Annotated in this window: 18 protein-coding genes and 1 riboswitch; of the genes, 11 read left to right on the top strand and 7 right to left on the bottom strand. The window is 72.6% G+C overall.

The window, feature by feature from the left end:
- Position 1 precedes the first annotated feature (1 nt).
- Positions 2-1786: a GH39 family glycosyl hydrolase gene (locus tag KXC43_RS19610; protein ID WP_221377539.1), complete on the top strand. Its 1785-nt coding sequence runs from the start codon at positions 2-4 to the stop codon at positions 1784-1786.
- On the opposite strand, the gene KXC43_RS19615 is transcribed toward KXC43_RS19610, so the two are convergent.
- From KXC43_RS19615 to mycP, 3 genes are all read right to left on the bottom strand, one after another.
- The gene (locus tag KXC43_RS19615; RefSeq protein ID WP_221377540.1) at positions 1764-2432 is read right to left on the bottom strand and encodes a phosphotransferase family protein; all 669 of its coding nucleotides are present in this window, start codon (positions 2430-2432) and stop codon (positions 1764-1766) included. The two genes, KXC43_RS19610 and KXC43_RS19615, sit on opposite strands and share 23 nt — an antisense overlap.
- A gap of 232 nt (positions 2433-2664) precedes the next feature.
- Entirely contained in the window at positions 2665-3465 is an 801-nt protein-coding gene (locus KXC43_RS19620; protein WP_221377541.1) for an LLM class flavin-dependent oxidoreductase, read from the bottom strand.
- Positions 3466-3805: 340 nt separating this feature from the next.
- Positions 3806-5014 (bottom strand): type VII secretion-associated serine protease mycosin, encoded by a 1209-nt coding sequence (mycP, locus tag KXC43_RS19625; RefSeq protein ID WP_221377542.1) that lies wholly within the window; start codon positions 5012-5014, stop codon positions 3806-3808.
- A gap of 93 nt (positions 5015-5107) precedes the next feature.
- Positions 5108-5256: riboswitch (adenosylcobalamin (AdoCbl) riboswitch) on the top strand.
- Between the two features lie 5 nt (positions 5257-5261).
- Between mycP and KXC43_RS19630 the strand changes: the two genes are divergently transcribed.
- Both KXC43_RS19630 and KXC43_RS19635 read left to right on the top strand, forming a co-directional pair.
- Positions 5262-5465, top strand: coding sequence for a CbtB domain-containing protein (locus KXC43_RS19630; RefSeq protein ID WP_221377543.1), 204 nt, complete (start codon positions 5262-5264; stop codon positions 5463-5465).
- Positions 5456-6229 carry a CbtA family protein gene (locus KXC43_RS19635; protein ID WP_221377544.1) on the top strand — a complete coding sequence of 258 codons (774 nt, stop codon included), beginning with the start codon at positions 5456-5458 and terminating at the stop codon, positions 6227-6229. The genes KXC43_RS19630 and KXC43_RS19635 overlap by 10 nt, the downstream gene beginning before the upstream one ends.
- A 119-nt stretch (positions 6230-6348) precedes the next feature.
- Here the strand turns inward: KXC43_RS19635 and KXC43_RS19640 are convergent, their stop codons facing one another.
- Positions 6349-7362, bottom strand: a complete 1014-nt coding sequence (locus KXC43_RS19640) for a phosphotransferase (protein ID WP_308129153.1) — start codon at positions 7360-7362, stop codon at positions 6349-6351.
- Between the two features lie 53 nt (positions 7363-7415).
- On the opposite strand from KXC43_RS19640, the gene KXC43_RS19645 reads away from it, so the two are divergent.
- The 8 genes from KXC43_RS19645 to KXC43_RS19680 all read left to right on the top strand — a co-directional run bounded on the left by KXC43_RS19645 (position 7416) and on the right by KXC43_RS19680 (position 15553).
- Positions 7416-8462 (top strand): DUF4037 domain-containing protein, encoded by a 1047-nt coding sequence (locus KXC43_RS19645; protein ID WP_221377545.1) that lies wholly within the window; start codon positions 7416-7418, stop codon positions 8460-8462.
- Positions 8463-9054: 592 nt separating this feature from the next.
- A complete protein-coding gene (locus KXC43_RS19650) occupies positions 9055-9687 on the top strand; it encodes a LysE family translocator (RefSeq protein WP_221377673.1) in 633 nt (210 codons plus the stop codon).
- A gap of 321 nt (positions 9688-10008) precedes the next feature.
- Positions 10009-10797, top strand: a complete 789-nt coding sequence (locus tag KXC43_RS19655; RefSeq protein WP_308129154.1) for an ArsR/SmtB family transcription factor — start codon at positions 10009-10011, stop codon at positions 10795-10797.
- Positions 10794-11501 carry an SRPBCC family protein gene (locus tag KXC43_RS19660; protein WP_221377546.1) on the top strand — a complete coding sequence of 236 codons (708 nt, stop codon included), beginning with the start codon at positions 10794-10796 and terminating at the stop codon, positions 11499-11501. The genes KXC43_RS19655 and KXC43_RS19660 overlap by 4 nt, the downstream gene beginning before the upstream one ends.
- A gap of 11 nt (positions 11502-11512) precedes the next feature.
- Positions 11513-12307, top strand: a complete 795-nt coding sequence (locus KXC43_RS19665) for an alpha/beta fold hydrolase (protein ID WP_221377547.1) — start codon at positions 11513-11515, stop codon at positions 12305-12307.
- Positions 12308-12508: 201 nt separating this feature from the next.
- On the top strand, positions 12509-13636 hold the full coding sequence (locus KXC43_RS19670; protein WP_221377548.1) for a coiled-coil domain-containing protein: 1128 nt from the start codon (positions 12509-12511) through the stop codon (positions 13634-13636).
- A 166-nt stretch (positions 13637-13802) separates the two neighbouring features.
- Positions 13803-14681: a hypothetical protein gene (locus KXC43_RS19675; RefSeq protein WP_221377549.1), complete on the top strand. Its 879-nt coding sequence runs from the start codon at positions 13803-13805 to the stop codon at positions 14679-14681.
- A 533-nt stretch (positions 14682-15214) separates the two neighbouring features.
- Entirely contained in the window at positions 15215-15553 is a 339-nt protein-coding gene (locus tag KXC43_RS19680; RefSeq protein WP_221377550.1) for an RNA polymerase-binding protein RbpA, read from the top strand.
- 164 nt (positions 15554-15717) lie between these two features.
- Here the strand turns inward: KXC43_RS19680 and KXC43_RS19685 are convergent, their stop codons facing one another.
- Genes KXC43_RS19685 through lnt form a run of 3 tightly spaced genes read right to left on the bottom strand, consistent with a single transcriptional unit; the run spans position 15718 to position 18711 of the window.
- Complete coding sequence (locus tag KXC43_RS19685; protein WP_221377551.1) at positions 15718-16254, bottom strand: FxsA family protein; 537 nt, start codon at positions 16252-16254, stop codon at positions 15718-15720.
- A gap of 49 nt (positions 16255-16303) precedes the next feature.
- Positions 16304-17092, bottom strand: a complete 789-nt coding sequence (locus KXC43_RS19690) for a polyprenol monophosphomannose synthase (protein ID WP_221377552.1) — start codon at positions 17090-17092, stop codon at positions 16304-16306.
- Positions 17089-18711 carry an apolipoprotein N-acyltransferase gene (gene lnt / locus KXC43_RS19695; RefSeq protein ID WP_221377674.1) on the bottom strand — a complete coding sequence of 541 codons (1623 nt, stop codon included), beginning with the start codon at positions 18709-18711 and terminating at the stop codon, positions 17089-17091. The genes KXC43_RS19690 and lnt overlap by 4 nt, the downstream gene beginning before the upstream one ends.
- Positions 18712-19169: the final 458 nt, after the last annotated feature.

Raw genomic sequence — 19169 nt, forward strand, 5'->3', positions numbered from 1 at the left:
AATGACGATCGAGGACCAGGCCCGGTCCCGCTGGGCCACCCTGATGGGCGGCGGCGGGGCTCAGGACCGTACGCCCGGAAAACCGCAACAGTCGACGCTGCCCGCACCGACCGGGGTCTTCGCGGTCAGCGGCCGGGGCCAGGTCAGCGTCTCGTGGGACGCGGTGCCGGGCGCCATCGGCTACGCGGTGCACCGGGCCGACTCGGCCGACGGGCCGTTCGAGGTCGTCGACCACGGCGGTGGCGACGTCCTGGCCGTGCCGCACGGGCCCTACGCCGACACCACGGCCGGGCGGGGCGGCTGGTACGCGGTCGCTGCCCTGGAAACGGTGACCGCGCTCGGGCCGGTGTCCACCCCGGTGCCCGCCGTCGACATCTCGCAGCCCCCGATGGTGACCGTCAACGTCGGCTCGGACACCTCGCCGCTGCCGCGGGTGTGGGAGGCGATGGTCGGCTCGGAGCATCTGTCGCACCTGCTGTCGGCCGAGGTCACCGGCGGGCGGCTGATCGGTGAGGAGCTGACCGAGGCGCTGCGGCGCGTCCACGACGAGCTGGGCGTGCGGACGGTGCGCGCGCATCACATCCTCGGCGACGACGTGGGCGTCTACCGCGAGGTCGGCGGCGAGCCGGTGTACGACTTCAGCCGGGTCGACCGCGTCTACGACGCCGTCCGCTCGATCGGGCTGACGCCGGTCGTCGAGTTCGGCTACATGCCCCGCGACCTGGCCCGCGATCCGTCGCAGACGGTCTTCACGTATCAGGGCATCATCTCGCCGCCGCGCGACTGGGACCGCTGGTACGACCTGATCCGGGCCTTCACGGCGCACGTCGTCGACCGCTACGGACTCGACGAGGTGCGCTCGACCTGGTGGTTCGAGGCGTGGAACGAGCCCAACCTGTCGGTGTTCTGGTCGGGCACGACCGAGGAGTACTGGAAGCTGTACGAGCTCACCGCGCGGGCGGTGCGCGACGTCGACCCCGGCCTGCGGGTGGGCGGCCCGGCCACGGCAGCGGTCGGCTGGGTCGAGGACACGCCCGCCTCGGCCGACTTCATCTCCACCCACGTGTACGGGACGCTGCCGCTCGACCTGCGCCCGCTGGCCGGCGACCGTCCGCTGCTGTGGACCGAATGGGGCGTCACCGCCACCCACGGCAACCCGATCAACGACACCGTGTTCGCGGCGGCGTTCCTGCTCAAGGGCATGCACTCGGCGTCCGGGCGGATCGAGGCGCTCGCACCCTGGGTGGCCAGCGACCACTTCGAGGAGCTGGGCCGCCCGCAACGGCTGTTCCACGGCGGCTTCGGGCTGCTCACCGTGGGCAACCTGGCCAAGCCGAAATTCTGGGCGCTGTCGCTGGCGGCCCGGCTCGGCCCCGAGGAGCTGCCGGTGTCGCTGTCCGGCGACGGCGCGAACAGCCTGGTCTCGGCGTGGGCGTCCCGCTACGACGACGGCGGAACCGGGGTGCTCCTGTTCAACAGCACCCTCGACCACAGCCGGACCGCCGGCGAACCGCACCTGCACCGCAGGGTCGTGCTGCGGCCCGGCCTGACCGCGCCGCACCGGCTGCGGATGTGGCGGGTCGACCAGACCCACGGGAACATCGCCGCCCAGTTCGACGGCGAGTGGCCGTCGCCCACGCAGTGGGAGGCCCTGGCCGAGGCGGACCGCCTGGATGAGTCCGAGCCGCCGCGGCGCGTCGCGCCGGGCGAGGACGTCACCCTGGAGCTCCCCAACCCGGGCATCGTGTTCCTGGAGTTCCGGCCTATTCCGACCAGGACCGGGTGACCGTCAGGTTCTCCTGCCACCGGCGGCGGGCAGCCGCCGGCCCGTGACGGAAGCGCTCCACGAAGCCTTCGCACCGGGCCACGGCCGCCCGCTGCCGGCGCGCCCACGAGGGACGCACCCCGTACCCGCCGAACAGGTCGTCCAGGTCGGCGACGGCCCGCGGGTGGTGGCGCCGGACTATCCACTCGCACCAGGCGAGGTCCTCGATCGGGTCGCCCGGGTGCGCCCACTCCCAGTCCAGCAACCCGGTGACCCGGAACGTGTCCTGGTCGAACAGCATGTTGTTGGGCCCGAAGTCGCCGTGCACCACGACCCAGCCGGTGCCGGCCGCGGTGCCCGGGAAGACCCGGCCCACGTCGACCTGCTGGAGCCGCCGCAGCAGGTCGCCGCACGACCGCAGCACCGGACGGGCCAGCCCCTCGTCGATCAGATCCTGGCCGTGCAGGCCGGGCAGCTGCTCGAGCTGAAGCGCGCCCTCGGGCACGCCGAGCACCTTGGGCACGGGGAAGCCGGGCGGGAGCCGCTCGAGCAGGCTCAGCTCGGTGCCCCGGCGCAGCGCCTCGTCGATGCCGCCCTGGTAGCGCTTGACCACCACGGACCCATCGCCGCGGGTGTCGTTCGTGTAGCCGTGCCGCAGTGGCCGCACCGCCCCTCCCCTGCCGCTCGTCCTGTGCCTGCGGGTGCCGGGCGATCGTACGACCTGCGCCTTCCGGCTTTCTCCCGGCGCCGGTCCGCCGCGCTGTTCCTCCGTGCCCTTGGTGGCCGCCTTTCGGTGGCCGGGACGCGTCGCCCGCCGAGCCTTTCGGTGGCCGGGGACGCGTCGCCCGCCGAGCCTTTCGGTGGCGGGACCGCCGCCGCCGAGGCGATCCGACGCCGAATCAGGCCACCTGGGTCCGAGCCGGTGGGCCCTGGCTGATCCGTTCCGAGGCGAAGGCAACGCCGCCGCGCCAGTAGCCGAGCGCCTCGATCCACCAGGTCAGGCCGGCTTCGGCGTAGGGCGCTGTCTGTTCCGCTGCCGTCGCCGGGTCGGTGGCGCCCTCCAGCACGAAGTCGTACGGGCGGTTCACCCGACGCGGCTGCCGCTCGGACTCGCCTCGGACGAAGGCGACAGTCGCGGCGAACTCGTCGAGGGGGACGTTGCGTTCACGCTGGTTCTCGTAGATGGGCATGGCGCCGTCGAAGCGGGCGGCCCGGCGCAGACCCGGGCGGTGCGGCCAGAGCCCCCCGCACCAGATCGGGATGCGACCGGCGCCCCACTCGGCCCACAACGCGCTGAGCCGGTCGATCCGCTCGTCGAGGGCGCGGCCGCGTGCCCTCAGGTCGGCGTCGAGGCCGAAGTCGGTGAACTCCCGGTCGAGCGAGCCGATGATCGGCAGCACGGTGAGCCGCCCACCGGACAGGACGTTGAGGGCGGCTGTCTCCTGGGCGACGTCCTGCACCTGCCGCCGGGGCAGCACGACCGTGAGGATGATCTGCACCCGCTCGGTGGCCGCCGCGATCGCCGACGCCGCCACCACGGCGTTCGTGACCGGCCAGTCCGGGTCGTGATAGAGCAGGTGGTCCCACAGATGCACGCCGTCCCATCCGTGCCGTTCGGCCGCGATCCCCAGCTCGACGATCCGCCGGACGTCCCCGAATTCCCCGACCGTCGGCAGACCAACGGCGTACTTCAATCCCATGCCCGCACCCTACTGAGGCCCAGCAGGGTCCCCGTGGACCCCCTCACGGCAACCCAGGAACACGTTCCCGAGCATTGCGCTTCTTACTTTCGCCCCTCGACCGGCAAAGCCTCCCACCCGGGCACTCTGCCCGGCTGACGCACGGCGGATCACCGGCGCCCCGCGCAACGCGCTTTGGGTGGCCATCGCTCCCGGCGTACCTACTCTCGGGCGCAGCGGGAGGTCACTCGGTGGGGCCGCGCGCGCCCAGGATGGTCGGGTCGTCGAGGGCGCGGCGGATGGTCAGTCGGTGGAGCCGCGCGCCCACAATGGCCGGGGCGGCGTAGGGCGCGGCGGGTAGTCAGTCGGTGGGGCCGGGGTCAGCGGGGTGCCAGGCGCGACGGCGGCCGGAGCGGACGACGACCGCAACAATGCCCAGCAGAAGCACGACGCCGCCGCCGATCGCGGCGAACAGCATGGCGTTGCGCTGGGATCGCTCACGGCGGGCGGCCAGCGCGACAGCGGCCGGGTCGTTGGCGCCCATCCGCTCGGGGACCGGCTCGGCGCGGCCCTCGGTGTTCAACGTCGCGGTCAGTGCCCGGTAGGGGTTGAGCGCGCCCAGGCCGTACTCGGCGCTGGACGCACCGCCCGGCACCGGGTCGGCCGTGGCGACGATCCGCTGCCGCACCTGGGCCGGCGTGATCGCCGGGAAGCGCTGCTTGAGCAGGGCCGCCGTCGCCGAAACGAACGGCGTGGCGAAACTGGTGCCGCTGACCGACGCGTGCCCGGAGACCCGGTTGGCCACCGTGACCGGCTCCCCGATCGCGACCAGGTCGACATAGTCGCCGCGCTGGGAGAACGACGCGCGTACGCCGCTGCTGGTGATCGCCCCGACCCCGATCACGCCCGGATAGCGGGCCGGGAACGGATCGGGATTGCCGTCGTCGGGGCCGCCCTTGTTGCCGACGGCGGCCACGACGACCACGCCGGCCGCGATCGCCCGGGCCACCGCCGCCTTCACGTCGTCGTTGTTCTCGGTCATCACGAGCGAGAGGTTGATCACGTCGGCGTCGCCCTCGTCGACCGCCCAGTCGATCGCGTCGGCGAACTGGGCCGGGGTGCCACGGTCACCCACCACGTCGCCGCCGATCTCGAGCTGCTCGCTGATCCGCACCGGGACGATCACCGCGTCGGGCGCGAGCCCCTGGAAGCCCGTGTTGCCGGCCGGCGCGGCCCCGATGATGCTCGCCACCGCTGTGCCGTGACCGGCGCAGTCCTGCCGGCCGGACTGCTCGCCGTGCAGGAAATCTGCCCCCTCCTCGACACGTCCGCGCAGCTGGGGATGCTCGGCGTCGACGCCGGAGTCGATCACGGCGACCCGCACGCCGGCGCCCGTGGCGAACCCGGCGAGCCGCTTGGGGTCGTACACCTGGTCTTCGGTCGGAACGCCCGCGGCGACCGGCGCGGCCGCACCCGGCTGCTCACAGACCACCGCCGCGCGGGCCGGCGCGGGAACCGTCAGCACCGCGACGAGCACCGCCCCGGCGGCGGCCGGCCGACGCCAGTCCATCGAACACCTCCGCACCTGTGGCAGCGATTCGCATGGATGGTATCGAGGGGGTGCGACAACCCCTGTTGTGCGTCCAGCGATCACACAGTTAGGTTGTGGGAACCATCTGCGGCGTCGTGAGGGAAACCGGTGAGATTCCGGTGCGGTCGCGCCACTGTGAACGAGGGTCTCGGTCCTCGTGAGTCAGGACGCTCACCCGTCGCAGCCTGTCATCCGGGACGCGTCATCCCGCAAGGAGGTTCCTGCCATGCCCAAGGCCACGACCGCAGGTCACGTGAGCACCCCCGCTGTCTCCCCGCGGCTGCTCTGGACGGCCCTGACCGTCGTCGCGTTCATGCTGCTCATCACCTACCTGGTCGCGTTCGACCAGGGTGCGGTGTCGCAGAGCGGCATGTACCTGCACGAGCTCATGCACGACGGCCGCCACCTGCTCGGCGTTCCGTGCCACTGAGCGAGGGCTCGAAGGCGCCCACGTTCGGCGCCCTGCTGCTCCGGGGTCTGCTCGCAGGCCTGATCGCCGGTCTGCTGGCCGGCTTCTTCGCGTACGGCTTCGGCGAGCCCAAGATCGACGCGGCCATCGCCATCGAGGAAGCGGCCTCCGCCGCCCAGGTGCCCTCCGCCGAAGCCGGTCACGAAGAACCGCTCGTCAGCCGCGGCGGCCAGAAGGGCGGCCTGTTCCTGGCCACCGGTCTGTACGGCGCGGCCATGGGTGGCCTGCTGGCCGTGGCGTACACGTTGCTCCGCCGCCGCCTGCGCACCGCGAGCGACACCCGCGCCGCCCTCAGCCTGGCCGGCGCCGCCCTGCTGGGCCTGGTGCTGGTGCCGTACGTGAAATACCCGCCGAACCCACCGGCCGTCGGCGACCCCGACACGATCAACCAGAGAACGATCAGCTACCTGGCGATCGTCGTCATCGGGCTGGTCGCGGTCTGGGCCGCCGTGGTCGCGAAACGCACCCAGCCCACCGAGTGGCGCCAGGCGATCGCCGCCGTGACCGGCTTCGTGGTCGTCGTGGTGATCGGCTACGCCCTGCTCCCGAACATCAACGAAGTTCCCGCCACCTTCCCGCCCGACCTGTTGTGGTCGTTCCGCCTGACCTCCCTGGGCACCCAGGCCGTCATGTGGACCGTCCTCGGCCTCGCCTTCGCAGCGCTGCTGTCGCTGGGTCGCCGCCCAGCCACCCAGCCCGAGAAGGCAACCGCGGCCGCCGCCTGACGCGGCCCGTCCACCATCGCCGCTGCTTCACTGTAGCCGCTGCGCACGTTCGGCCCGACGCCGAGCGCGCGCAGCGGCGTTCACAACCTCAGGCTTGCCGAGCGACGTCCGCCGCAACCTCACAGCACCGCGTCGGCCCAGCGGGCGACCACCGTCAGCACCGGAGCGCGGCCGGCCAGCATCGCTTCGAGGCCGCGCTGGTCGTAGCCCGCCTTGCGACCACCGCCGTTCATCGCGGCCGTGACCATGCGGGGCGCGAGCCAGAAGTACTTCGCCGCGCCGCACGTCATGATCGCGCGGCGGACCGTCTCGTCGTCGACCGCGCCGTCGAGGCCGCGCCGGTACTGCTCGGCCACGGCCGTGAGCACGTCGTCGAGCAGCGCGATGTCGATCAGGCCGTCGAAGAACGTGTCCAGGGCCAGGTTCGCCGGGTCCTCGCCGATCGCCCCCGGCCCCGCGTACGCCCAGTCGAGCAGCACCGGGCCGCGCTGCGCGAAGACCAGGTTCATCGGCCAGACGTCGTGGTGGCACAACGTACGCGGCAGGTCGTCGGCCCGCGCGAGGATCTCGGCCCGCCGCTCCCACAACCGGCGCAGTCCATCCCGCAGCGATGGCACCCACACCGCCGCCAGCACCGGGTGCTCCCAGTCGAGGTCGGCGTCGAACGCGTTCGCCATCGTGTAGTCGCGTAGCCAGTCCCGCGCCAGCCACGGCTCCGTGGGTTGGCGACCGAGCCACTGCGCGTGCGCGCCACCCAGGCGGTAGGCAACATCGCCCAGCTGGGACACGTCGGCGGCCGGCCCGGCGGTGCCGGTCACGTCCTCGAGCCACATCGCCACCGACCCGTCGGGGCAGTCCACCTCCTCGTACAACTCGGGCCCGGGAAGGCCGGGCAGGGCGGTCGCGGCGAACCCGGACGCGTACGCCGCCGGCTCGCGCCGCCAGTAGTTGAAATGACCCGGATCATCGCTGGCCGCCAGGTGGCCGGCTGCGCCCTCTCGCCGCGGCGTCGCGATCTTGAGGATCGCGGTGCCTCCGTCACGGTGGACCCGCCAGACTCCGCCGGTCACCTCGTTCGCCGTGCTGTAAACAAGTTCCTCGACGGTCCATCCCGGACGGAGCAGGTTTTCCACAGGCCGACCTTATCGGCGCGAAACTGTCGGAGCCGCCCGCTACGGTCCTCGCCATGACCGCATTCCTGCCCGGCGTCGAACTCGCCCGCCTCTTCTACGCCGAGGCGGTCCGCCCGCTCCTCGGCCACCGGCCCCATGCAGCCGCCCGCCTCGGCCCCGGCTCCGACGTGCTCGGCTTCGACACGCCCCGATCCACCGACCACGATTGGGGCCCGCGCCTCGAGCTGTTCGTCGACGACGACATCGGCGAGCTCGGCGCCCTGCTCAGCGAGCAGCTGCCGACACGCTTCCGCGGCTGGTCCACCCACTTCGAGCCGCCGGGCGCCCGGGTGCGCACGATGGCCGACGCCGACGGCCCGGTCGACCACTACGTGACGATCACCCCGTTCCCCCGGTGGTGCCACGGCCTGCTCGGCTTCGACCCGGCCGGCGGCGTCACCCCGCTCGACTGGCTCGCCACACCCTGGCAGCGCTTCGCCGAGATCACCGGCGGCGCAGTCTTCCACGATCCGGGCGGTGCGATCTCCCGCGTACGCGAGAGCCTGCGCTGGTATCCGGCCGACCTCTGGCGCTACGTGCTGGCCACCCAGTGGCAGCGCATCGCCGAGGAAGAGCCGTTCCCCGCCCGCGCGGCCGAGGCCGGCGACGACCGCGGCGCACGGGTGATCACCGCCCGGCTCTGCCGCGAGATCGCCCGGCTGTCCCTGCTCCAGTCGCGCCGCTGGCCGCCCTATTCGAAGTGGCTGATGGCCGCCCTGCCGCCCGACAAGTCCGCCTGGCACCTGACGGCCGCGCTGTTCGCCGACGACGCCCGCTCCCGCGAGGACGCGGTGTGCACCGCCCTCGAGGCCGCCGCCGAGAGACAGAACGAGCTCGGCCTGGCCGCAGAACTCCCCCCGACACGACGTGAGTTCCACGACCGGGGCTACGAGGTGATCGGCGGCGACCGTTTCGCCGAGGCCCTGCGCGACGCCATCACCGACCCGTCCCTGCGCACCCGTCCCCTGACCGGCGCGATCGACCAGATCACCGACAACACCGCCGTCCTCACGAGCCCACCCATCTGCCGAGCCGTCACTGCGGCCGCCACCATCCCGTGACGCACCAGCCCGACCACCTGTACCCAGCAGCCCGAACCGCCGACGAATGGAGCACCAGCCTGCCCGCGTAGAACACCACTCCGCCCGCGGTCGCGCAGCCTTCTGCAGCGAGGCGAGGTCGAACCGGCAGATCGTGCCCGGGCCCGCGCTACGAACCAATCAAGAGGAGCACCCGAACCGGCAGCGCAACTACCCCGGCAGTGCCGGCCCCGGTCGAAGGCGACAGCCCGGGCCGTCCGCGACAGTCGCCACGTCCCGGCCACCGAGCGCACACCGTCGAGGTAGCTCAGGAGCAGAAGTCGGTATCGCAGCCGCCACTCCCGCGATGCAGCAGGCCGAACAGATGTATCCAGCGTTGCCGAGGCGCACCTCGCTACCGCCGAAGGCCAAGCCCGCGCCACGGCTGTCGCCTGTCCCGCGGGCGCCATCGCGGTCGGCGGCGGCCCGCCACGTACCTGCCGGGCCGTTGCGCAACGCCCGGTCCGGCGTGCAATGGCCGGCGGCGGGGCGGGACGTCGCACAGCCCGGGATGTCTCACGGCCCGGGAAGGCGGTGCGAGGCGGGACGGAGGGCCGGATAGGTTCCGCTGGTGATGACGATTGGTGCGCTGTGGTCCTTCGTCGTGGTCGTCGGCCTGCTCACGATGACTCCCGGGCTCGATACCGCGCTCATCCTGCGGACGGCGACCGTCCGGTCGACGAGGCAGGCCTGGGGTGTGGTTCTCGGCATCCAGACCGGCACGCTCGTCTGGGGTGTGCTGGCCTCGGCGGGCATCACGGCGCTGCTGACCGCGTCGCACGTCGCCTACGACGTGGTCCGATGGACGGGTGCCGGCTATCTCGTCTGGATGGGGGCTCGCATGCTGTGGGCCACGTGGCGCGGAGAGACGGCGGGCGACCATGACCCGCGCATGGCTTCCGCGGCCGGCTTCCGCGCCGGGTGGCGGCGCGGCCTGTTCACCAACCTGCTCAACCCGAAGGTGGGCGCCTTCTACATGGCGCTGCTCCCCCAGTTCATCCCGGCCGGCGCGACGCCCTTGCTGTACGGCGTCCTGCTGGCGGGCGTGCACGTCGCGCTCGGGCTCCTGTGGTCCACGGCCCTGGTGGCAACGGCACGCCGGCTGCGCGGTCTATTGAGCCACCCCCGCGCCCGGCGTGTCCTCGACCGCGTCACCGGCGTCGTGATCGTCGCCTTCGGGATCCGCCTCGCCACCGAGGCTCGCTGACACCACGCGGGGCAGGCCGAACACCACCGTGCAGGCCGACGGTCACCATGGCAGGCGTATCGCCGCCGAGGCCGCTGACGCCACCCCGAGAAGGCTGAGAACCACCGGGCCGGCCGACGGTCACCAAAGCGGGCGTCTCGTCACCAAGCGACCGCGGGGACGGAGCTGGGTGGTCCGCCTGACGCACCGGGGGCTGGCTGGAGGCCGGGCAGGCAGTCGGAAGGCCACCTGGACGGGTGCCACAGTCCCGCGAGTGGCCTGCTGTTGAAGGCTGCACCAAAGCCGCTGGACAACTTTTCTTTTCGGTGGGAGGGTGACGGCGTGGAAGACGTTGCAGTTATCGAGGACCCGGCTGCGGCTGAGGTGTCGCTTGACCCGATTCGTAATCGACTGCTGGCTGAGCTGGCCGTGCCGGGGTCGGCGGCGATGCTCGCCGGCAAGGTGGGCCTGCCGCGGCAGAAGGTGAACTACCACTTGCGGACGCTCGAGCAGCACGGCCTCGTCCGGCTCGTCGGGGAAAGGCGCCGGGGCAACGTCACCGAGCGGATGATGCAGGCCACCGCGGCCTCGTACGTCATCTCGCCCAACGCGATGGCCTCGGTCGCGCCCGACCCCGACCGGGCGCCCGACCGGCTCTCGGCACGCTGGCTGCTCGCGCTGGCCGCCCGCCTCGTGCGCGAAGTGGGCTCCCTGATCACCGGCAGCGCCCGGGCGCGGCAACGGGTAGCTACGTTCGCCATCGACGGGGAGGTGCGATTCGCGTCTCCGTCCGAGCGGGCCGCCTTCGCCGAGGAACTCACGACAGCCGTCACCGACCTGCTCGGCCGCTATCACAGCGAGGCCGGCCGTAAGCACCGCATCGTCGTGGCCCTGCACCCCGCCCTCGACTCCGCTGCGCCGCCGGCCCAGCAGCAGATGACCACAGCACCTCCGGCCACCAACCCCGCCCCTGCCGTTCAGGAGCAGCTGCCCCCGACACCCGCGGCAGCCCTGGACCGGCGGACCAGCGCGCCTCCGGATCCTGGCCCGGACGCACACGAACGGCCGACCGGCGCGCCTCCCGCCACTGGCCGGGAACAGAGGGCCGAGCGCGACGGTGAACAGCGGTGAGCACGGGCAAGGAATACGAGGTCGGCATCGAGGTCACCGTTGCGGCTGGGCCCGAGCAGGTCTGGGAAGCCGTGGCGACCGGGGCCGGCGTGTCTTCGTGGTACATCGGACGGACCGAGGTCGACGGCTCGACCGTGCGGACGGCCTTCGGCGGTGGCAACATGCCGGCGTCCGCGATCACGGCGGCCGACGAGCCGGAGCACTTCGCCTTCCGTACGCCTACCGCGCCCGACGGGCGTTTTCAGGCCTTCGAGTTCCTCGTCGAGGGACGCGACCGGTCGGCCACCGTGCTGCGCGCCGTCAGCAGCGGCTTTCTTCCGGGTGAGGACTGGGCCGACGAGTACGAAGCCATGTCGTACGGCCTCTCCCTGTTCTTCGCCACGCTGGTCGAATATCTCGAACACTTCGCGGGACGGGCCGGAACACCCGTCACGGCGTTCGGGCCGCCGGTCGACGACTGGGCCGCCGCCTGGGCAGCGCTCCACCGCGCGCTCGGGCTGAGCGCCTCACCGACGGCCGGCGACGTCACCCCCGACGGTGGCGAAGTGTTCTTCACCAACCCGCACAGCCTTGCCATCCGTACGCCGGAGGGTCTGCTCCGCTACATCCGCGGCTTCAACGGATCCATGGTGGCCGCCCACGTGATCTTCCCGCCCGCCGACGCCGGCGCCGGCCGGTGGCAGAACTTCCTCCACGCACACTGAGGAGCACGCCCATGCCCACTGTCACTTCCGCGGACGGCACCGCGATCGCCTATGAGACCACCGGCCGCGGGCCCGCGCTGGTGCTCGTCGACGGCAGCCTGTGCCACCGCGACTTCGGACCCGCCCGCGCCCTGGCCGCAGCGCTGGCCGACACGTTCACCGTCCACCTCTACGACCGTCGCGGCCGGGGTGCCAGCGGCAACACCCAGCCGTGGTCGCCCGAGCGCGAGATCGACGACCTGGCCGCCCTGCTCGAGGCCGCGGGCGGCGAGGCGTACGTGTTCGGAGCGTCGTCCGGGGCGGTGCTCGCGGCCGACGCCGTCAACCGCCTGCCCGGGTTCAGCCGGGCCGTCCTCTACGAGCCGCCGTTCATCGTCGACGACACCCGGCCCCCACGCCCGGCCACGTTCACCAGCGACATCGAGGCGATGATCGCCCGCGGCGAAGAGTCGGCCGCCCTCACCACCTTCTTCCGCGACGTCGGCGTGCCCGGACCCGTCGTCCGGATCATGAAGCTCACCCCGAACTGGAAGAAACTGAAGGCGGTCGCCCCCACCCTCCCTTACGACCTGCACATCCTCGGCGACACGAGCCGCGGCGTCCCGCTCGACAGCGCCCGCTGGGCCGCAGCCGCGGCGCCCACCCTGGTCATGGACGGCGGCAAGAGCCCCCGGTACATGCGCAACGCCGCCCGCGCGCTCAGCGAGGCGCTGCCCGAGGCCGAATACCGCACCATCCCCGGCCAGACCCACATCATCAAGGCCGCCGCCCTGACCCCGTCGATCAAACAGTTCCTGAACACCTGAGCGCTTTCCCGGCCGGGTCACCGCGCGGCGAAAGCCCGGGGTGGAATGCCGTTGATTCCTTCTGTTTTTGATCCGGCCCGCACCGGGGCGACCAGTCGCACAACCGCTACGGCGTCCTAGGATGCTAGTTCACTCGTCCCGAGCCGCAGAGTCGTGTCGTGGCGGTGTCGGCGGGCCGCGCACGCTTAGGGTGACCTTGCGATGAACGAGAACGACGATGTCGAGACCAGGCCCTGCGCGCACTGTGGACGGCCGGTGCCGCAGCGGGCGTCCGCCGGGCGGCCCTTCCGGTACTGCCGTGACAACGACGGGGAATGCCAGCGCGCGTCGCGGAACGTGCGCATGCGGCACCGCTCCTCCCCCGGGCTGGCGGGCGAGGTCGCCCGCACCTGGGAGATTGTCGACCGGCTCGATCAGCTCGCCGGGTCGCTGACCGAGGCGCTGCACTCCGAGCTGTCGCCGGCCGGTGTCGAGCGTCAGGTGGCCGAGATCCGGGCCGAGACATCGAGCCGGATCGCGGCCGCGCACACCGAACGTGACGATGCCCGCCGTGACGCGGAGCGGTCGGTGGCGGAGACGGCTGCGGCGCAGCAGCTCGCCTCGGCGGCGGTGGCCGAGCGGGACGAGGCCCTCCGGCGCGCGGAAGAGGCGGAGCAGGCGTCCCGCACCGCGGCCGAACGGGCCGCCGAGGCGCTTGCCGGGCGCGAGGAAGCCCAGCGTGCGGCTACCGCCGCGGCGGCTCTCAGGGAACGGGCGGAGGCGGACCGGGATGCCGCGCGGGATGAGCTCGGCACGACCCGGGCCGAGATTCTCGACGTACGCCGGGAACGCGAGGCCACCGAGCGGGAGCTGGTCTCGGCGTTGCGCGACGCCGAGACGGCCGCGACCCGCAGCGAGGAGCTCCGCCGCGAACGGGACGCCGCCCGCGAGGACACCCGGAAGGCCGAGACCGAGCTGGCCGCCGCCCGGCGCGAACTCACCGAGCAGCGTGACGCGGCGGACAAGGCCCTTCACGACGTACGCCGGGAGGCCGCATCCGCCCGGCAGGCCGCCGATGCCGAGCTGGCCGAGGTGCGCCGCGACCTGGCGAGTGCCCTGTCCGAGCGGGATGCCCTGCTGCGGACGCGCGAGGAGCTGGAGCGGGCCACCCGCGACCGGGCCGACCTGGAACGCCGCCTGGCCGCCGCCCAGTCCGAGGCGGAGGCCGCACAGACCCGGGCCGCCCAGCTGTCCACCCAGGTCAGCGACCTCGCCTCGGCCCTGGCCAGCCTCGGCACGACCCGCCCCACCCCGCCCGCCCAGCCCACGCGGGCCGACACCCACGCCTGACCGGCCGGAATGCTGCCCCGTAGGCACGGGGCAGCGTCGGCTGTGGATCACGGCCGTCGGAGGCCGGGGATGATCATCCGCTGGGTGGACCGTCCACATCACCCGCAGGCGGGATTGCGGGGCGGCGGCGCGCCGGTACATTGCTGCCGTGAGCGGAGGTGGGGGTGTGCGGCATGGTCGTCTGATGCTGCTCGCGGCCCTGGTGGCTGTGCTGGCCGGTGCGTGCACGAGCGGGCGCCACGGGGCTGCGCCCGCGCCCTCCGGCGAGGGGGCGCCGCAGGCGCTTCCGACGCCGGTGGGAGCCGCGGCCGCCGCGTTCCCGCTCGATCAGTTCATGATGCGGCCGGCGCAGGCCAACGACCTCGACACGGTGGTCAAGCGGCTCACCCGCGCCTGCCTGCTGAGCCGCGGGGAGGACTGGCGGGGCGGGCAGCGCAACGAGTTCGATCTGCTGCGGCACCGGGCGCACCGGTTCGGGCTCGACGACGAGCTGCTGGCGGCGTCCGTCGGCTATCACTGGGACGACGTGCCGGGCACGCCTGCCCCGCGAGGGCTCGACGACTGCGCCGGCCAGGCTTATCAGGCCCTGGGATGGGCGCCGGACGAGTTCCGATGGCTCGGGCAGCTTGCCGAGCAGACGGTCGAGCAGACGTACGCCGACCCGCGCGCAGCCACCGTCACGAGGCGCTGGAGCGAGTGCATGGGCCGTGCCGGCTTCCGGTACGCGGCTCCGCTCGACGCCGAGGCCGACCCCCGCTGGTGGCGTGACGAGCAGGCCGGCACGGCGGAGAAGCAGACCGCAGTGGCCGACACCCGGTGCAAGACCCAGGTCCGGTTCGCCGAGCAGCTCAGCGGCGTGCTCGCCGAGAAGCAGGTGCGGGCGGTGCGCGACAACGCCCGGCGGCTCGAGGCGTTCCGCCGCATGGCTACCGCCGCGGCGACGAAGGCGGACGCCCTACGCGGCGACCACCGGTCCCCGCAGCCCGGCGGATCCGTGAAGGTCGTTCCGCCCGGCATGTGGCGAACCGAACACACCTCCGCCTGATTTTGACTGCTAGGAAGGATCCAGCTGCGCCTGAAGTCCGGCGCGATGCCGATGTCCGGGCGCGCCGGACAGGACCGGTGCGACGCCAGAGGGCCGGGCGTCAAGTCGGTCCGGAGTGATCCGGCCGCACCCGGCGAGAGGCGGGAACAGCAGGTCGGACAGGTCAGAAGGGAACGCCGGATCCGGGCGGAGCCGCATGATCCGGCTCGAACGGGGAACGTTAGTTCTCAGCTTCGGTGGACGCCGGACGAATGGTGGGCAACGCGGCGCCGAACCAGGCGGCGGTATGCGGTATTACTCGACCGGGTGAGCAATATCGCACCAGTTGGAGAACACCCATAGGCCGTAAAGTGGACCAAGGTCCACTTCGGTGGGGGTGCGCGGTGCCAGGTAAGGGACGCGGGCGGTTACGCTCGTAGCGTTAACACCGCCGTCACAACGGTGGTCCAGTGTCTCGGCGACCGTAGGAATCCGACGGCCGCCCCTTTCGTTACATCAACGGAAGCAGCACCACGAGCGAGGGGAAAGCCACCATGGGCGAACGCATGCTGCGCGGCAGCCGTCTTGGCGCAGTCAGCTACGAGTCCGACCGCAACACCGAGCTGGCTCCCCGGCAGACCCGAGAGTACCTGTGCGTGAAGGGGCACCAGTTCGAGGTGCCGTTCGCCGTCGACGCCGAGGTGCCCGCCACCTGGGAGTGCAAGTTCGACGGCAGCGTCGCCCGACTGGTCGACGGCAGCGAGCCGGAGCAGAAGAAGGCCAAGCCGCCGCGTACCCACTGGGACATGCTCCTCGAGCGGCGGTCGATCTCGGAGCTGGAGGACATCCTCAACGAGCGGCTCCAGGAAGTCCGCACCCGCCGAGGCCGCTGACCCGGTCCGACCGAATCACGAACGAGGCCGCCCCCCATCGGGGCGGCTTTTTTCGTACGCGCCATAGCCGGGAACGTCCGAGCGGAGCGCACGCACGAAGGACAGCAAGCGGGCCCCGCGCCTAGGAACGGCGGAGGCCCGGAGCGGGACGGCAATTGGGTCGCCTAGCGCATGACCTCGCCCTCGATGACCTCGCCCTCGATGGCGGCGGCCGGCGGCCGCGGGCGCGGCGAGGACGACACCGGCTCCTCGTCGATCACCACGATCGGGTCGCCCGGGTGCACGCGCACGTGGCGGGCGCCGAACAGGTCGGACGCGGCGGCGCCACCCACGCGGCGCTCGGCGTACCGCTCCATCTGGTGGCGGGCCAGCTGACGGCCCGGCGGCAGCAGCAGGAGCAGACCGGCGACCGACGACACGAAGCCCGGGACGGCCAGCAGCAACGACCCGAACAGCCCGACGAGGCTGTGGGACACCTCACGGCCCGGCGGGCGTCCCTCGACGGCGGCGGCCTGGAAGCGGCGCCAGCCCTTCATGCCCTCGCGGCGCAGCAGGGCCAGGCCGGTGAGGCTGGCCGCGACGCCCAGCAGGATCGCCCACAAGCCCCCGATGGCGTGCACGACGGCGATGAAGACGACGATCTCGACAACAGCCAGCGCGGGCAGCAGCAGCGGTAGCAGGGCAAGGCTTCGACGGCGCATGCGGTCCCTCCGTGTCAATCGACCTCAAGCATGACACGCAGCGGCGCGGTCACGGCCAGGTCGAGCCCTCGGCGGCACGCTTGCCGAACCGCTTGCGCAGCACCTCACGGCGGGCCTGCAGGCCCCACACCGTGACCCTGAGCAGCTGTTCCTTGAAGATGTTGCCGCTCATCTTGCTGACGCCGTGTTCGCGCTCGGTGAACGTGATCGGCACCTCGGCGATCCGGAACCCGGCCTGATAGGTGCGCCAGGCCAGCTCGACCTGGAAGGAGTAACCGGTCGAGGCGACCGTTTCGACGTTGATCACGTCGAGAACGGGCATCCGGTAGGCACGGTAGCCACCGGTCGCGTCCTTGAACGGCATGCGCAGGGCCATCCGGATGTAGATGTTGCCGCCGCGCGAGAGCAGCAGCCGGCGCATCGGCCAGTTCCGCACGCTGCCGCCGGGGATGTAGCGGGTGCCGAGGACGGCGTCGGTGTCCTTCAGCGCGTCGAGCAGCCGCGGCAGCTCCTCGGGGGCGTGGGAGCCGTCGGCGTCCATCTCGACGACCGCGTCGTAGCCCTTGTTCTTGGCCCAGGCGAACCCGGCCTTGTACGCGGCCCCGAGCCCTTCCTTGCCCGCGCGGTGCAACACGAAGATGTGGTCGTCGGCGACACCCAGCTCGTCGGCGATCGCGCCGGTGCCGTCGGGGGAGTTGTCGTCGGTGACGAGGATGTCCGCCTCGGGGACCGAGCTTCGCACCCGCTCGGTGATCAGGCGGATGTTGTCCGCCTCGTTGTAGGTCGGGATCACCACCAGGACCCGCCCCACCCCGGGGTAGCCTTCCGCCTCGCTCACCGTGCCTCCGCATCGTCGTCCGTCGTACGCCGGCGGCGACGCAGCGGAAGCGCACCGGCCAGGGCGAGGACCGCCAGTGCGGTCATCGCCATCTCGGGCCAATGGCCCAAACGAGTCGCCAGCGTAGTCGTTCCGCCCAGCCTCATGTCACGCACCATCACCGCGCCGACGTTGAAGCCGCTCGAGTCGTACACCTGACCGGCCGTGCCGGCGAAGGCGGACACCCCGACCGTGGACACCATCAGGGCCTCCCGCCCGTGCTCGACGGCGCGCAGCCGCACCATGGCGAGCTGCTGACGGGCCTCGGCCTCGTTGAAGGTCGCGTTGTTGGTCTGCACCGCGAGCACCTGCGCCCCTCCCGTCACAGTGTCGCGGACCACATCGTCGTACGCCACCTCGAAGCAGATCACGTCGCCCACGGTCACCGCGCCGCTGTCGATGACGCCGGGGTGGTCGCCGGCGAGCATGTTGCGCACCAGGTCGACCTTGTCGGTCACCATCCGGGCGATCGTGCGCAGCGGCACGTACTCGGCGAACGGCACGGGGTGGCGTTTCACGTACGTCTGGCCGAGGTCGGGCCCGGTGCCGGGGTTCCACAGGATGCCGGCGTTCTTGATGTCGCCCGGGGTGTCGGTGCGCAGCACGGTGCCGACCAGGATCGGCGCCCGGATCAGGTCGGCCGCCCGGGAGATCTCGGCGGCGGCGTCGGCGTTGCGCAGCGGGTCGATGTCGCTGGAGTTCTCGGGCCAGACGACCAGGGTCGGCTGCTTCTGGCGGCCGGCGGCGACCTCGGCCGCGAGCCGTTCGGTGGCGGTGACGTGGTTGTCGAGCACGGCCCGGCGCTGGGCGTTGAAGTCGAGCCCGAGCCGGGGCACGTTGCCCTGCACGACCGCCACCGTCGCGGTCTCGCGGCCCGGCTGGGCCACCGGCGCCAGCAGCGGACCGGCGATCAGCGCGGCCGCGGCCAGCGCGAAGCCGAGGGCCGGGCCGAGCGGACGGCGGGTGTGCGGTCGCCGCGAGCTGGGCCGCCACGCGCGCCAGGCCAGCGCGACCAGGGCGCCACCGGCCGCGGCGACGGCGAAGGTGACCAGCGGGGCGCCCCCGTAGGCGGCCAGCCGCAGCGCGGGCCCGTCGTCCTGGCTGAAGGCGAGCCGCCCCCAGGGGAAGCCGCCGAACGGGGCACGGTCGCGGGCCGCCTCCTGAGCCACCCAGAGCAGGCCCAGCAGGAGCGGCCACAGGGCGCGCCGGCGGTCGGCCAGGGGCGAGAGCCAGGCCGTGGCCAGACCCAGCAGCCCGAAGTACGCGGCCTGGGCCAGCGACAGCAGCAGCCAGGGCAGCCACCCGGCGGCGAACGTGGTCCACCACAGCAACGGCAGGAACAGCACGAGCCCGGCCAGGAAGCCGAGCCCGAACGCCGGGCGCAGCCGCCGCCGGTGGGTCGCCCCGGCCAGCAGGGCCACGCCGACCGGCGAGAGCCACCACAGGCCGTACGGCGGGAGCGCGAGCAGCAGGGTCAGCCCGGCCAGCACGGCCAGCACGGGCGCGACCCGCCGCGGCACCGGCCGGGGCCCGGAGTTGTGCGCCGTGACCTGCGGCGCAGCGGGGGGCTGCAACGTCATCTCCACGCGCGAGAGGCTACCTCGCGACACCTGAGCGGAAACGGACAGTCGGGGCGGGCGGGGGCATCGATAAGGAAACAATCGATGCGGGCCCCACCGGAAAAGCGAGGCGCGGCCCCGCCCCGGGACCGCGCCTCATGTGCACCACACCCCGGGCACGGCCGGTGGACCGCGGGGAGTTCCCGAACGCCTTCGGACCGACATGCTCCGCGCCGGCTGCGCGGGTCACGCCGTTGTCTACTGGCGCCCGTTCCCTCCTCATGCCCACCGCGGACGTGATCTTTCCGCGTCGCCCCGCCGACCCCCGCCCCCTGGACCTGGCTGAACGCGCGACCCCTGCGAGGACTGCGGCCAGTGGGCGGAGGAACGAAGCGAACAGCATCGCTCCCGTGCTCAGGATTCGACGACGGTACGTCCGTCCCCCGCGGTGCTGTCAACCGGCGTCCCGGTGCTCGGGC

The sequence above is a fragment of the Paractinoplanes polyasparticus genome (genome assembly GCF_019710575.1).
Taxonomy (GTDB): domain Bacteria; phylum Actinomycetota; class Actinomycetes; order Mycobacteriales; family Micromonosporaceae; genus Actinoplanes; species Actinoplanes polyasparticus.